This window comes from Mycobacterium avium subsp. avium (assembly GCF_009741445.1).
Classification (GTDB): Bacteria; Actinomycetota; Actinomycetes; order Mycobacteriales; family Mycobacteriaceae; genus Mycobacterium; species Mycobacterium avium.
In genome coordinates, this window is sequence record NZ_CP046507.1 from 4,045,756 (window position 1) to 4,060,784 (window position 15,029).

At 70.9% G+C, this 15,029-nt stretch carries 11 protein-coding genes; 6 read left to right on the top strand and 5 right to left on the bottom strand.

Annotated features, from left to right (window positions below):
• Both kasB and MAA44156_RS18825 read left to right on the top strand, forming a co-directional pair.
• The gene (gene kasB / locus MAA44156_RS18820) at nt 1–1,260 is read left to right on the top strand and encodes a 3-oxoacyl-ACP synthase KasB (protein ID WP_009978874.1); all 1,260 of its coding nucleotides are present in this window, start codon (nt 1–3) and stop codon (nt 1,258–1,260) included.
• A 57-nt stretch (nt 1,261–1,317) separates the two neighbouring features.
• Nucleotides 1,318–2,496 (top strand): alpha-hydroxy-acid oxidizing protein, encoded by a 1,179-nt coding sequence (locus MAA44156_RS18825; protein ID WP_009978875.1) that lies wholly within the window; start codon nt 1,318–1,320, stop codon nt 2,494–2,496.
• Here the strand turns inward: MAA44156_RS18825 and MAA44156_RS18830 are convergent.
• From MAA44156_RS18830 to guaA, 3 genes are all read right to left on the bottom strand, one after another.
• Entirely contained in the window at nt 2,487–4,028 is a 1,542-nt protein-coding gene (locus MAA44156_RS18830) for a Y-family DNA polymerase (RefSeq protein ID WP_009978877.1), read from the bottom strand. The genes MAA44156_RS18825 and MAA44156_RS18830 overlap by 10 nt on opposite strands.
• Before the next feature lie 48 nt (nt 4,029–4,076).
• Nucleotides 4,077–4,766 carry a DnaE2-dependent mutagenesis accessory factor ImuA' gene (locus tag MAA44156_RS18835; RefSeq protein WP_009978879.1) on the bottom strand — a complete coding sequence of 230 codons (690 nt, stop codon included), beginning with the start codon at nt 4,764–4,766 and terminating at the stop codon, nt 4,077–4,079.
• A 356-nt stretch (nt 4,767–5,122) separates the two neighbouring features.
• Complete coding sequence (guaA, locus tag MAA44156_RS18840) at nt 5,123–6,700, bottom strand: glutamine-hydrolyzing GMP synthase (protein WP_003879026.1); 1,578 nt, start codon at nt 6,698–6,700, stop codon at nt 5,123–5,125.
• 194 nt (nt 6,701–6,894) lie between these two features.
• On the opposite strand from guaA, the gene MAA44156_RS18845 reads away from it, so the two are divergent.
• From MAA44156_RS18845 to MAA44156_RS18855, 3 genes are read left to right on the top strand one after another with little or no spacing between them, the layout of a single operon-like run.
• Nucleotides 6,895–8,472: a PPE family protein gene (locus MAA44156_RS18845; protein WP_062909449.1), complete on the top strand. Its 1,578-nt coding sequence runs from the start codon at nt 6,895–6,897 to the stop codon at nt 8,470–8,472.
• Nucleotides 8,473–8,514: 42 nt separating this feature from the next.
• Nucleotides 8,515–9,303 carry a beta-phosphoglucomutase family hydrolase gene (locus tag MAA44156_RS18850; RefSeq protein WP_009978883.1) on the top strand — a complete coding sequence of 263 codons (789 nt, stop codon included), beginning with the start codon at nt 8,515–8,517 and terminating at the stop codon, nt 9,301–9,303.
• Nucleotides 9,300–11,675 (top strand): glycoside hydrolase family 65 protein, encoded by a 2,376-nt coding sequence (locus tag MAA44156_RS18855; protein WP_009978884.1) that lies wholly within the window; start codon nt 9,300–9,302, stop codon nt 11,673–11,675. Before MAA44156_RS18850 ends, MAA44156_RS18855 begins: the two co-directional genes overlap by 4 nt.
• Here MAA44156_RS18855 and MAA44156_RS18860 read toward each other — a convergent pair.
• Complete coding sequence (locus MAA44156_RS18860; RefSeq protein ID WP_009978885.1) at nt 11,669–12,244, bottom strand: TetR/AcrR family transcriptional regulator; 576 nt, start codon at nt 12,242–12,244, stop codon at nt 11,669–11,671. The two genes, MAA44156_RS18855 and MAA44156_RS18860, sit on opposite strands and share 7 nt — an antisense overlap.
• A 74-nt stretch (nt 12,245–12,318) precedes the next feature.
• Here MAA44156_RS18860 and MAA44156_RS18865 point away from each other — a divergent pair, with 74 nt between their 5' ends.
• Entirely contained in the window at nt 12,319–13,212 is an 894-nt protein-coding gene (locus tag MAA44156_RS18865) for a TauD/TfdA dioxygenase family protein (RefSeq protein ID WP_009978887.1), read from the top strand.
• A 2-nt stretch (nt 13,213–13,214) separates the two neighbouring features.
• Here MAA44156_RS18865 and MAA44156_RS18870 read toward each other — a convergent pair whose 3' ends face one another.
• Entirely contained in the window at nt 13,215–14,951 is a 1,737-nt protein-coding gene (locus MAA44156_RS18870; RefSeq protein ID WP_009978889.1) for a GMC oxidoreductase, read from the bottom strand.
• Between the last annotated feature and the right edge of the window lie 78 nt (nt 14,952–15,029).

Genomic DNA, 15,029 nt, shown 5'->3' on the forward strand with positions numbered 1-15,029 from the left:
ATGACGGAGCTGGTTACCGGGGAAACGCTGCCGAACGTGGTCGTCACTGGCATCGCCATGACGACCGCGCTGGCAACCGACGCCGATACCACCTGGAAGCTGTTGCTGGACAGTCAAAGTGGTATCCGCAAGCTCGAGGATTCCTTCGTCGAGGAGTTCGACCTGCCGGTGCGCATCGGCGGTCACCTGCTGGAGGATTTCGACGACGGGCTGACCCGGGCCGAGCGGCACCGGATGGGCTACCTGCAGATGATGTCGACGGTGCTGGGCCGGCGGGTCTGGGAGAACGCCGGCTCGCCCGAAGTTGACAGTAACCGGCTCATGGTGTCCATCGGCACCGGCCTGGGCTCGGCGGAGCAGATCGTGTTCAGCTACGACGACCTGCGTGCGCGGGGCATGAAGGGGGTCTCGCCGCTGGCGGTGTCGAAGTACATGCCCGACGGCGCGGCCGTCGCGGTGGGCCTGGAACGGCACGCCAAGGCCGGCGTGATCACGCCGGTGTCGGCGTGCGCGTCGGGCTCCGAGGGCATCGCCCAGGCGTGGCGCAGCATCGTCTTCGGCGAGGCCGACGTCGCAATCTGCGGCGGCGTGGAGGTCCGCATCGAGGCGGTGGCGATCGCGGCGTTCGCCCAGATGCGCATCGTGATGTCGACCAAGAACGACGACCCCGTCGGCGCCTGCCGCCCGTTCGACCGGGACCGCACCGGCTTCGTGTTCGGCGAGGCCGGCGCGCTGATGGTGATCGAAACCGAGGAACACGCCAAGGCCCGCGGCGCCAACATCCTGGCCCGCATCATGGGCGCCAGCATCACCTCCGACGGCTACCACATGGTCGCCCCGGACCCCAACGGCGAACGCGCCGGACACGCCATGAGCCGCGCCATCCAGCTGGCCGGCCTGACGCCCGGCGACATCGATCACGTCAACGCGCACGCCACCGGCACCTCGGTGGGCGACGTGGCCGAGAGCAAGGCCATCAACAACGCGCTGGGCCCGCACGGCGGCAACGCCGCCGTCTACGCCCCCAAGGCCGCGCTCGGCCACTCGGTCGGCGCCGTCGGCGCCGTCGAGTCCATCCTGACCGTGCTGGCCCTGCGCGACCAGGTCGTCCCGCCCACCCTGAACCTGGAAAACCTCGACCCCGAAATCGATTTGGACGTGGTGGCGGGCAAACCGCGACCGGGCAACTACCAGTACGCGATCAACAACTCGTTCGGCTTCGGCGGCCACAACGTCGCCATCGCCTTCGGACGGTACTGAAACCACCGTCGCGCCGGCCCTCGTTTGGTGATCCGAGCAGAGGGTAAAGCAGCGACTATGGCCTTCGCCGAGTATCAGAACGAGCTCTACGACCAGTCGTTGCACGGCAACCAGCCGCAGTATCCGATCAGATTCGAGGAGCTGGAGGCCAAGGCGTCGGCGGCGATGACCCCGAAGGTGCTGGGGTATGTCGCCGGCGGCGCCGGCGACGAGCACACCCAGCGGGCCAACTGCGAGGCGTTCAAGCGGTGGGGCTTGTACCCGCGGATGGGGATCGCCCCCGAACAGCGCGACATGTCCGTCGAGCTGTTCGGCACCCGGTTCCCGTCACCGATATTCATGGCGCCCATCGGCGTGATCGGGGTATGCGACCCCGACGGCCACGGCGACCTGGCCTGCGTTCGGGCCTCGATCCGCACCGGCGTCCCGTTCTTCGTCGGCACGCTGTCGGCCGATCCGATGGAGGACCTGGCCGACGAATTGGGCGACACCCCAGCGTTTTTCCAGCTCTACACCCCACCGGACCGCAAGATGGCCGCCAGCCTGGTGCACCGGGCCGAGGCGGCCGGCTTCAAGGGCATCGCCGTCACCCTGGACACCTGGGTGACCGGCTGGCGGCCCCGCGACCTGAGCGGCGGGAACTACCCCCAGGTGCCCAGCGGATGCCTGGCCAACTACACCAGCGATCCGGTTTTTCGCGCCGGGTTGAGCCGCGGCGAAGACCCCACCGAGGCGGCGGTGCGCAAGCTGCCGATCTTCGGCGGGCCGTTCCGGTGGGAGGACCTGGAATGGCTGCGGTCGACGACCAGCCTGCCGCTGATGGCCAAGGGCATCTGCCACCCCGACGACGTGCGCCGCGCCAAAGACATTGGGGTGGACGCCATTTACTGCTCCAACCACGGCGGCCGGCAAGCCAACGGCGGGTTGCCCTGCCTGGACTGCCTGCCCGGGGTGGTCGAGGCGGCTGACGGGTTGCCGGTGCTGTTCGACTCGGGTGTGCGCAGCGGTGCCGACATCGTCAAGGCGCTGGCGCTGGGGGCGACCGCGGTCGGCATCGGCCGCCCCTACGCCTACGGGCTGGCGCTCGGGGGCGTCGACGGCATCGTGCACGTGCTGCGCTCGCTGCTGGCCGAGGCGGACCTGATCATGGCCGTCGACGGCTACCCCTCGCTGAAGGACCTGACGCCGGACGCGCTTCGCCGCGTCGAACATGTTGCACCACAACGTTATTCGTAGCTTCCCTCCAAATACCATCTCCTTTGCCGGTAGCACAGCAGCAGCGCGCGTTCGCTTTCCAGCAGAACCTGCGCGCGGGCGGTACGGCCCCCGCCCTGACCCCGGTCGTCCCACCACCGCTCGTCGACCGGCCAGGGCCCGCCCCACCAGCACAGCCGCTCGCCCCGGCCGTGGACGACCAGGCGCGCAGGGTCGGCGGAGAACAGCCCCCGACTGCTGACGCGTATCGGATTACCTTGGGCGTCAAGCAATTCCACCGGATCGTCGAGCAACACCGACGGTGACGGCTCGGGCAGCCGGCCGGGCCACGGCAGGTCGGGATCGGCCTGCGGCACCGGCTCGTCGCCGAGCGGGATCAAGGTGATGCGCTCGGCCGGGCCGCGGCCACCGGAGCGCACCGGTACCCGCACCGCCTCCGGGCCGAGCAAGCCCTGCACCCGCACCAGCGCCCGGCGGGCCCGCAGCCGGTCCTCCTCGCCCAGGCCGCCCCAGAGCGGCAATTGCAGCGCCTCGGCGGAGACCACCTCCACCGCCCGCAGCCGCAACAGCGTCACCGGGGCGGTGGGACGATCGCGCGCGGTGCGGTTGCTCAACCAGCCGTCGAGTTGCCAGCGCACCCGGTCGGCGGTGGCGTCTTCGGTCAACGGCTCGGCGCACCGCCACACCCGGTGGCGTTCTTCGCCGCTCCCGGTGACGGCGTGAATGGCCAGCCGGGTGCAGCCCACGCCGGCGGCCATCAGCGCCTGATGCAGCGTGCCGGCCAGCGAGCGCCCGGCGAACGCCGCGGCGTCCACCCGGTCGATCGGCGGGTCGCAGTCCAGCACGGCCTCGAGCTCGGCCGGGGGTTCCCGCCCGGAGGGCGGCCGTTCGGGTTCGCCGCGGGCCAGCCGGTGCGCGGCCACCCCGTCGGCGCCGAACCGGGACGCCACGTCGCCGCGGGCCAGCGCGGCGAACTGCCCGATGGTGCGAATTCCCATCCGCCACAACAGGTCCGTCAGCTCTTCGCGGCCGGGGCCGGACAGGCTCGGCTCGGTGGCGAGTTGGCGGACGGACAGCACCGACAGGAACTTCGCGTCGCCTCCCGGCTCCACGATCCGGCCCGCCCGCGCCGCCAGGACCGCGGTGGACAACCGGTCGGCGATCCCGACCTGGCACTCGGCGCCGGCCACGGAGCTCACGGCCACCGCGTCGACCAGCCGCTCGGCCGCGGCCTCCTCGGACCCGAAGTAGCGGGCCGCCCCGCGCACCGGCAGCACCAGCAGCCCGGGCCGCAGCACCTCGGCGCGGGGCACCAGGTCGTCCACCGCCGCGATCACCGCTTCGAAGAAGCGGGCGTCGCGGTCCGCGTCGGCGGTGCTGACATGCAGTTGCGGGCACCGGGCCGCCGCCTCCCGGCGGCGCAGGCCCCGCCGCACCCCGGCCGCGCGGGCGGCCGACGAGCAGGCGATCACCCGGTTGGCCAACGTGACCGCGACCGGGGCGGTGGCGGGCAGCTCCGCGGCGGCCGCCGCCGCCACCGCGGGCCAGTCCATGCACCAGATCGCCAAAACCCTTGAACCAGAAGGGGTTACCACCGGAATTCACCCCGCCCGCGCCTGGGCCGCCACCCGCCGTCCCGCGCACATCCCGCTGACCTGCAGCCGCACCCCGCTGATGCGCCCGAACCCCGGGGCGGGTTTTCCCCACTGGGCCGGTGTGACCTCATAGCCACAGACCCGGGCCGCGAGCCGCGTCGGCGCGCCCTGCCAATCGCCGCCGGTGACCAGCAGGGTGCAGCCCTTGCTGCGGGCCCGCGCCACCACCGCCCGGGCCCGGGTCGGCGGCACCCGGCGCCCGCCCAGCCCGAGGACCACCAGATCCATGCCGTCGACCAGCACCGCGGCCACCTCCACCGGATCGGTCCCGGGGTCCGGGATCACCGCGAGCCGGCTCAGGTCCGCCCCCATCTCGGCGGCGGCCAGCAGCCCGATGTCCGGCTGGCCGACGATCGCGGCGTTGCCCCCGGCCGCCGTCACCGCGGCCACCATGCTCAACAGCAGCGACCGGGCGCCCGAGAGCACCGCCACCGACCCCCGGGGCACCCGCACCGATTCGGCCAGCCACCGCGGCAGGGCCAGCAAAGATTCCGCGCCCAGCAGGTCGGCGGGGGCGGCGGCACCGGACGCCGCCCCGGACATCCTCCCGGACATCTCCGCCATCCGCCGGCGCAGCGATTCCAGCCGCTCGGCGCGGGTTTCTTCGTGGCGACTGGAGGCGAAAGCCGCGGTCATGACCAGCCTCCTGTCGCCACTCGTCGCCCGAAGGTTTCGAACGCATGTTCGATTCACTGGGGAGTAAACACCCACCCTCCGACAACCGTCAAGAAACGTAAGGGGCAGCCTTATGCGCTCGGTGCCGGTGGGACGGATGGTGCTTTTTTGCCCCGAGTGGCAACGCCGGGCCGGGCCGGTAGGAAGCCGGCGGAAGCCGCGCCGTCGTGCACGGCGACGAGCACGTCGTCAAATTCACCGAGGCCTGCTACCGGGAAAACGCCCTCACAGGCGGATCGCGCCGCGCGCCCTCGGCGGCGGCGCGGCGACCATCCCGTCCGGCTGACGGCAGCCCGAGCCCATTTCCGGCGGGGCGGCTACTCCCACTCGATGGTGCCGGGCGGCTTGCTGGTGATGTCCAGCACCACGCGGTTGACCTCGGGGACCTCGTTGGTGATGCGGGTCGAGATCCGTTCCAGCACCTCGTAGGGGACCCGGGTCCAGTCCGCGGTCATGGCGTCCTCACTGGTCACCGGCCGCAGCACGATCGGATGTCCGTAGGTGCGGTTGTCGCCCTGCACCCCCACCGAGCGGACCTCACCGAGCAGCACCACCGGGCACTGCCAGATCAGCGAGTCCAAGCCGGCGGCGGTGAGTTCCTCGCGCGCGATCGAGTCCGCCCGCCGCAGCGTGTCCAGCCGCGTCGCGGTGACCTCGCCGACGATCCGGATGCCCAGGCCGGGACCCGGAAAGGGTTGGCGCGCAACGATTTCCTCCGGCAGCCCCAGTTCCCGGCCGACCGCGCGCACCTCGTCCTTGAACAGCAGCCGCAGCGGCTCGACGAGGGTGAACTTCAGGTCGCCGGGCAGCCCCCCGACGTTGTGGTGGCTCTTGATGTTCGCGGTGCCGCTGCCCCCGCCGGACTCCACCACGTCGGGATACAGCGTGCCCTGCACCAGGAACTCGACCGGCTTGTCCCCCAACACATCTCGCACCGCGCCCTCGAACGCCCGGATGAACTGCCGGCCGATGATCTTGCGCTTGCCCTCCGGGTTGGTCACCCCGGCCAGCGCCTGCAGGAAGGTGTCCGCCGCGTCGACGGTGACCAGGTTGGCGCCGGTGGCGGCCACGAAATCGCGCTGCACCTGCGCGCGTTCGCCGGCACGCAACAACCCGTGGTCGACGAACACACACGTCAAGCGATCGCCGATGGCGCGCTGCACCAGAGCGGCGGCCACCGCGGAATCCACCCCGCCGGACAATCCGCAGATCGCGTGGCCGTCGCCGATCTGCGCGCGGACCTGCTCCACCAGCACACCGGCGATGTTGGCGGCCGTCCAGTCCGCGCCCAGCCCGGCGAAGTCGTGCAGGAACCGGCTCAGCACCTGCTGGCCGTGCGGGGTGTGCATCACCTCCGGGTGGTACTGCACCCCGGCCAGGCGGCGGGCCCGGTTCTCGAACGCGGCCACCACGGCGCCGGGGCTGCTGGCCACCACCTCGAAACCGTCCGGCGCGGCGGTGACCGCATCACCGTGGCTCATCCAGACCGGCTGCACGCCCGGTAGCCCCGAATGCAGTTCGCCGCCAAGCACTTTCAGCTCGGTGCGACCGTATTCGCTGGTGCCGGTGTGCGCGACGGTGCCGCCCAAAGCCTGCGCCATGGCCTGAAATCCGTAGCAGATGCCGAACACCGGCACCCCCAGGTCGAACACCGCCGGATCCAGTTGCGGGGCGCCCGGCTCGTAGACGCTGGACGGGCCGCCGGAGAGCACCAGCGCCCGCGGCTGGCGGGCCTTGATCTCCTCGATCGTCGCGGTGTGTGGAATGACCTCGGAGAAGACCCGCGCCTCACGCACCCGCCGGGCGATCAGCTGCGCGTACTGGGCACCGAAGTCGACCACCAACACGGGTCGAGCGGGCGGTTCGGGCACCTCGGTGGGGGGGGATTCGGCCACGCCAGAAGTCTAGTGGCCGCCTCCGCCGGCCCCGGCCCCCGACGCCCGCAGCGAAAGCGCGGCACCGAGCGAATTCTATGCCTTCGATATGAGCCTCCCGGCCGCTGCTGATAACGATAATCATTTTCACTTATCTTTTCGGTGATTCCGCAATCCCAACCAGCCCAGGAGTTGCCGTGACGACAGTGCCCGCGATGACCGCACCGATCTGGATGGCGTCCCCGCCGGAGGTGCACTCGGCGTTGTTGAGCAGCGGCCCCGGGCCGGCGTCGGTGTTCGCCGCCGCGGCGGCGTGGAGCGCGTTGGGCGCCGAATACGCCTCGGCGGCAGAGGAACTCAGTGGGTTACTGGCATCGGCGCAGGCCGGCGCGTGGCAGGGGCCGAGCGCCGAATCCTATGTCGCCGCGCACGGCCCGTATCTGGCATGGTTGACGCGGGCCAGCGCGCACAGCGCGGCGGCGGCCGCCCAGCACGAGACCGCGGGCACCGCCTATACCGCCGCGTTGGCGGCGATGCCGACGCTGCCGGAGCTGGCCGCCAACCACGCCGTCCACGGCGCGCTGGTGGCGACGAATTTCTTTGGGATCAACACCATTCCGATCGCCGTCAACGAGGCCGACTATGCGCGGATGTGGGTCCAGGCCGCCGGCACCATGGCGACGTATCAAGCGGTCTCCACCGCGGCGGTGGCAGCCGTCCCGCAGCCGGACCCGGCGCCGTCCATCCTGAAATCCACCGCGGCGCACGACCACGACGACCACGAGCACGGGGATGACCACGATCACGACCACGGGTTCGACAGCCCGCTCAACCAGTTCGTCGCCCAGATCCTGCGGCTGTTCGGCATCGACTGGGACCCGGTCGAGGGCACCCTCAACGGGTTGCCGTACGAGGCCTACACCAGCCCCGCCGACCCGCTGTGGTGGGTGGTGCGGGCCCTGGAGCTGTTTTCCGATTTCCAACAGTTCGGGGCCCTGCTGCAGGAAAACCCCGCGGCGGCTTTCCAATTCATCACCGAACTGGTGCTGCTCGACTGGCCGACCCACCTGGCCCAGCTCGCCAGTTGGCTTCCGACGCAACCCCAGCTGCTGTTGGTGCCCGCGCTCGTCGCCGCGGCGCCGTTCGGGGCGCTGGCCGGCTTCGCGGGCGTGGCCGGGCAGCCGCCCCTCCCCGCGCCGGTCGCGGAGCCGGCGACCCCATCCGCCGCGGCGCCGACCGGCCTGCCGGCGACGGCCGGCGCGACCCCGATCGCCGCTTCGGCCGCGGCTTCGGTGCCGGCGCCCGCGCCCACGCCTGCTCCTACGGCGGCCACCGTGTCCAGCCCGGCACCGCCGGCGCCACCGGCCCCGGGCGCGGCCCCGTTTGCGCCTCCCTACGCCGTCGCACCGCCCGGTGTTGGGTTCGGCTCGAAAGCGAGAGCGAGCGTCGACGCCCGCGCGAAAAGCAAGTCACCCCAACCGGATTCGAATGCGGTCGGCGCCGGGGCGGCCGTCCGGGAGGCGGCACATGCCCGGCGCCGCCAGCGGTCGCGGCGCCGCGGCGACGAATTCATGGACATGAATGTCGGCGTCGATCCGGACTGGGACGAGCCGGCGACGACGGCGTCCCCGCGCGGTGCCGGAAACCTGGGCTTCGCCGGCACGGCGCCCCGGGAAACCGTTGCGGCCGCGGGCCTGACCCAGCTGGCCGGGGATGAGTTCGGCGGCGGGGCCGGCATGCCCCTGCTCCCGGGCAGCTGGGCCCCGCCGGACCCGCGCGACAGCGGGGTCTGACGTCCGGCGCGCCGGCGATCGGTGGCGACATGTCCCTTCCGCATGGTGGAGTGGATACCGCCCGACCCCAACCACCGGAAGCGAGTGCCCGTGCTGGGTCTGCCCGAGAAAGTGCACGCCTGCCTGTTCGACCTCGACGGCGTGCTCACCGACACCGCCAGCGTGCACACCAAGGCCTGGAAGGCGATGTTCGACGCCTACCTGGCCGACCGGGCCAAGCGCACCGGCGAGACGTTCGTCCCGTTCGACCCGGCCGCCGACTACCGCAAATACGTCGACGGCAAGAAGCGCGAGGACGGGGTGCGGTCGTTCCTGCAGAGCCGCGGCATTCACCTGCCCGACGGCAGCCCGGACGACGCGGGAGACGCGGAGACGATCTACGGCCTGGGCAACCGCAAGAACGACATGTTCCAGAAGGTCCTCAAACAGGACGGCGTCAAGGTGTTCGACGGGTCGCGGCGCTACCTCGAGGCGGCCTCGGCCGCCGGCCTGGGCATCGCGGTGGTGTCGTCCAGCGCCAACACCCGCGACGTGCTCGAGGTCACCGGCCTGGACCGGTTCGTGCAGCAGCGGGTGGACGGCATCACGCTGCGCGAGGAACACCTGGCCGGCAAGCCGGCGCCGGACTCCTTCCTGCGCGGGGCGCAGCTGCTCGACGTCCCCGCCGGCGCGGCGGCGGTGTTCGAGGACGCCTTGTCCGGGGTGGCCGCGGGCCGGGCCGGTAATTTCGGTTTCGTGGTAGGTGTCGACCGGGTGGGCCAGGCCGAGGATTTGCGCCGCAACGGCGCCGACGTGGTGGTCAGCGATCTCGCCGAGCTGCTGGCGTCATGATCGCCGACGAATCGTTTCCCGTCGACCCCTGGCACGTGCGCGAGACCCAGCTCAACCTCAACCTGCTGGCCCAGTCGGAATCCCTGTTCACCCTGTCCAACGGGCACATCGGGCTGCGCGGCAACCTGGACGAGGGCGAGCCCTACGGGCTGCCGGGCACCTACCTGAACTCCTTCTACGAGATCCGGCCACTGCCCTACGCCGAGGCCGGCTACGGCTACCCGGAGGCCGGCCAGACGCTGGTCGACGTCACCAACGGCAAGATCATCCGGCTCCTGGTCGAGGACGAGCCCTTCGACGTCCGCTACGGCGAATTGCTTTCCCACGAGCGCACTCTCGACCTGCGCGGCGGAACGCTGACGCGAAGCGCGTACTGGCGCTCGCCCGCGGGCAAAGAGGTCAAGGTGGTCTCCACCCGGCTGGTGTCGCTGGCCCAACGCGGCGTCGCCGCCATCGAGTACGTCGTGCAAGCCGTCGGCGACTTCGTCCGGGTGACGGTGCAATCCGAATTGGTCACCAACGAGGACCAGCCGCAGACCTCGGGCGACCCGCGGGTGTCGGCCATCCTGGAGAACCCGCTCGAAGAGGTCGACCACGAAAACACCGACACCGGTGCGCTTCTCATACACCGCACCCGCAGTAGCGCGCTGATGATGGCCGCCGGCATGGACCACGAAGTCGAGGTTCCCGGACGCGTGGAGGTCAGCACGGATTCGCGGGCCGACCTGGCGCGGACCACGGTGATCTGCGGGCTGCGCGCGGGACAGAAACTGCGCATCGTCAAATACCTCGCCTACGGGTGGTCGAGCATGCGCTCGCGGCCGGCGCTGCGCGACCAGGTGGCCGCCGCGCTGCACAGCGCCCGCTACACCGGATGGCCGGGGCTGCTGGAATCGCAACGCAAGTACCTGGACAACTTCTGGGACTGCGCCGATGTCGAGGTGGAGGGCGACCCCGAATCCCAGCAGGCCGTCCGCTTCGGGCTGTTCCACCTGTTGCAGGCCAGCGCCCGCGCCGAACGCCGCGCGATCGCCGCCAAAGGGCTCACCGGAACCGGGTATGACGGCCACGCCTTCTGGGACACCGAGGGATACGTGCTGCCGGTGCTGACCTACACCGCGCCGCACACCGTCGCCGACGCGCTGCGGTGGCGCGCCTCCACCCTGGACCTGGCCAAGGAGCGCGCGGCCGAGCTGGGCCTGGAGGGCGCCGCGTTTCCGTGGCGCACCATCCGCGGACAGGAATGCTCGGCCTACTGGCCGGCCGGCACGGCGGCCTGGCACATCAACGCCGACATCGCGATGGCCTTCGAGCGCTACCGCATCGTCACCGGCGACGACGACCTGGAGGCCGAGTGCGGGCTGCCGGTGCTGGTCGAAACCGCCCGGCTGTGGCTCTCGCTGGGCCACCACGACCGGCACGGCGTCTGGCACCTCGACGGCGTCACCGGCCCCGACGAGTACACCGCGGTGGTCCGCGACAACGTCTTCACCAACCTGATGGCCGCGCACAACCTGCGCGTCGCGGCCGAGGCCTGCAACCGCCACCCCGACGGGGCCAAGGCGCTGGGCGTCACCACTGAGGAGACCGCGGCGTGGCGCGACGCCGCCGACGCCGTCAAGATCCCCTACGACTCCGGCCTGGGCGTGCACCAGCAGTGCGAGGGCTTCACCACCTTCGCGGAATGGGACTTCGAGCACAACACCACCTACCCGCTGCTGCTGCACGAGGCCTACGTGCGCCTCTACCCGGCGCAGGTGATCAAGCAGGCCGACCTGGTGCTGGCGATGCACTGGCAGAGCCACGCGTTCACGCCCGAGCAGAAGGCCCGCAACGTCGACTACTACGAGCCGCGGATGGTGCGCGACTCGTCGCTGTCGGCGTGCACGCAAGCGGTGATGTGCGCCGAGGTCGGGCATCTGGAACTGGCCCACGACTACGCCTACGAGGCCGCCCTGATCGACCTGCGCGACCTGCACCACAACACCCGCGACGGCCTGCACATGGCCTCGCTGGCCGGCGCGTGGACGGCGCTGGTGTCCGGGTTCGGCGGGCTGCGCGACGACGAGGGCGTTCTGTCGCTGGATCCCCAACTGCCCGACGGGATTTCGCGGTTGCGGTTCCGGCTGCGGTGGCGCGATTTCCGGGTCACCGTGGACGTCAACCACGCCGATGTCACCTACACGCTGCGCGACGGGCCCGGCGGCGAGCTGACCATCCAGCACGCCGGCGCCGAGCTGGAGCTCAGCACCCAGTCCCCGACCACCGTCGCGGTGCGTCCCCGCAAGCCGCTGCTGCCGCCGCCGCAGCAACCGCCGGGCCGCGAGCCCACCCACCGGCGGGCGGTGTCGCGGTCGTCGCCGGGTCAGTGAGGGTCGGGGGACCTCAGGATCCGCTCCACCTCGGCGCCGGCCGCCCGGCGTAGCTCGGCGTCGGTCAGCTCCTCGATCCCCGTCGCCGCCCGCAGGATGGGCGCGAACAGCCGCCAACCGAACTGCAGCGCAAGGGCATTGGCGACGGCCAGGCGCGCGTGCAGCTCGTCGTCATGCAGCGGCCGCACCCCGTCGAGCAGGGTGGCGATGTTGGGAAAGCGCTTCTGCAGCTGTCCGGCCGGATACCCGTCGAGCACGGTGCGGGCCATCACCCGCATCTGCCGGTCCAGTGACTGCTCCACCACCTCCGCGGGCGTGTCGGTCGCCAGCAGGGCGCTCAGGTTGGCGCCCAGATGGTCGAGCACCGCGCCGACCAGTTGCTCCTTGGTGCCGAAGTGGCGGAACACCAGCCCGTGATTGACCCCGCAGCGCGCGGCGATGTCGCGGATCGACGTCGCGGCTGGTCCCCGTTCGGCGAACAGATCGGTGGCGGCCTCGAGGATCGCCGCGGCCACTTCCGCCCGGCCGGTGGGCGGTTTCCGGGGACGGGTTGCGGAAGTTGTAGTCATCTGACTACAGTAGCATTTGTAGTCAGTTGACTACACCCGTTTTGGGTCCCCTCTTCGAGCCAAGGACGACGACAATGACAGGTCAGATAACCGTCACCAAGCTGGGCAGCCGGATCGGCGCCCGGGTGGACGGGGTGCGCCTCGGCGGCGACCTCGACGACGCCACGGTCGAGCAGATCCGCCGCGCGCTGTTGACCCACAAGGTGATCTTCTTCCGTCACCAGCACCACCTCGACGACTCCCGGCAGCTCGAGTTCGCCAGGCTGCTGGGCACCCCCATCGGGCACCCGGCCGCCTCGGCGCTGGCCGCCAAGCACCTTCCGGTGATCACGCCCATCGACTCCGAGTATGGCAAGGCCACCCGCTGGCATACCGACGTGACGTTCGCCGCCAACTATCCGGCGGCCTCGATCCTGCGGGCGGTCACCCTGCCCAGCTACGGCGGCTCGACGCTGTGGGCCTCCACGGTCGCGGCCTACCAGCAGCTGCCCGAGCCGCTGCGGCACCTGACCGAAAACCTGTGGGCGCTGCACACCAACCGCTATGACTACGTGCGCACCGACCCCATGAACGACACCCAGCGGGCGTTTCGCCAGGCGTTCGAGAAGCCGGACTTTCGCACCGAGCACCCCGTGGTGCGGGTGCACCCGGAGACCGGGGAGCGCGCCCTGCTGGCCGGGGATTTCGTGCGCGGTTTCGTCGGCCTGGACGGCCACGAGTCCAGCGTGCTGCTGGAGCTACTGCAGCGGCGAATCACCATGCCGGAGAACACCGTTCGCTGGAGTTGGGCGCCGGGGGACGTCGCCATGTGGGACAACCGCGCCACCCAGCACCGGGCGATCGACGACTACGACGACCAGCCCCGGCTGATGCACCGCATCACGTTGATGGGCGACGTGCCGGTCAACGTGCACGGCGAGCGCAGCCGGGTGATCAGCGGCGCCCCGCTCGAGGTGCTGGCCAGCTAGCGCTAGCTGGCCGAGCTGACCGGCTTGGTCGGTGTCCAACGCAGCGCGCCCGGCGCCTCGGCCGGGACCACCGGCGCCTTGGGCGCGATCGGATCCAGCCGCCGATACGGCTCGCCCTGCGCGGGGCGCTGGTCGTTCTCGCCGTTGTTGGGCCACAACGCCGCCGCCCGCTCGGCTTGGGCGGTGATGGACAGCGAGGGGTTGACGCCCAGGTTGGCCGAGATGGCGGCGCCGTCCACCACATACAGCGTCGGGTAGCCGTAGACCCGGTGGTAGGGGTCGATGACGCCGCGCTCGGCGTCCTGGCCGATCACCGCGCCGCCCAGGAAGTGGGCGGTGAGCGGGATATTGAACAGCTCCCCCCATGTGCCGCCGGCCACGCCGTCGATCTTGGCGGCGATGCGCCGGGTGACCTCGTTGCCGACCGGGATCCAGGTGGGGTTCGGCTCGCCGTGGCCCTGTTTGCTGGTGTACCAACGGATTCCGAGCCTGCCGCGCTTGGTGAAGGTGGTGATCGAGTTGTCCAGGTGTTGCATCACCAGCGCGATCAGGGTGCGCTCGCTCCACTGGTGGACATTGAGCAACCGCATCAACCGGCGCGGATCCTCGCGGGCCTGGTCCAGCAACTGCTTCCAGCGCGGCACGTCGGTGCCCTGCGGGCCGGCGCCGTCGGTCATTAGCGTCTGCAGCAGACCCATCGCGTTGGAGCCCTTGCCGTAGCGGACCGGCTCGATGTGGGTGTCCGGCGTCGGATGGATCGACGACGTGATGGCCACCCCGTGCGTCAGGTCCAGGTTGGGGTCGACCTCAAGCTTGCCGGCGCCGACGATGGACTCGGAGTTGGTGCGGGTCAGCACGCCCAGCCGGTTGGACAGCCGGGGCAGCCGGCCCTCGTCGCGCATCTTGAACAGCAGATGCTGGGTGCCCCAGGTGCCGGCGGCCAGGATCAGGTGCTTGGCGGTGTAGGTGCGCCTGTCGCGGCGCACCCAGCTGCCGGTGCGCACCGTGCGGACCTGCCACAGCCCGTCCGGGCGTTGCTCGAACGCCTTCACCGTCGTCATCGGAAGCACTTGCGCCCCAGCCGATTCCGCGAGACCCAGGTAGTTCTTCAGCAGGGTGTTCTTGGCGCCGTAGCGGCAGCCGGTCATGCAGCAGCCGCACTCCAGGCAGCCGGTGCGTTCCGGCCCGGCGCCGCCGAAGTACGGGTCCGGCACGGTCTTGCCGGGGGCCTTGGTGCCGTCGGGGCCGAAGAACACTCCGACCGGGGTGGGCACGAACGTGTCGCCGCAGCCCATCTCGTCGGCGACCTCTTTGACGATCCGGTCGGCGTCGGTGAAGGTCGGGTTGGTCACCACGCCCAGCATCCGCTGGGCCTGGTCGTAGTGCGGCATCAGCTCGTCGCGCCAGTCGGTGATGTGCGCCCACTGCTGGTCTTTGAAGAACGGCTCCGGCGGCACGTAGAGGGTGTTGGCGTAGTTCAGCGAGCCGCCGCCCACCCCCGCGCCGGCCAGGATCAGCACGTTCTTGAGCGGGTGGATGCGCTGGATGCCGTAGCAGCCCAGCTTCGGTGCCCACAGGAACTTGCGCAGGTCCCAGGATGTCTCGGCGAAATCCTCGTCGGCGAACCGGCGGCCGGCCTCCAGCACGCCCACCCGGTAGCCCTTCTCGGTCAGCCGCAACGCGCTGACGCTGCCCCCGAAACCCGAACCGATGATTAGGACGTCGTAATCCGGCTTCATCGCACCAGTATGGCCTTACCCGCCGGTAACAAGCCAGGGGCCTCCGGCCGCCGCGCCCGAGCGTCACGCTGGCGTGAC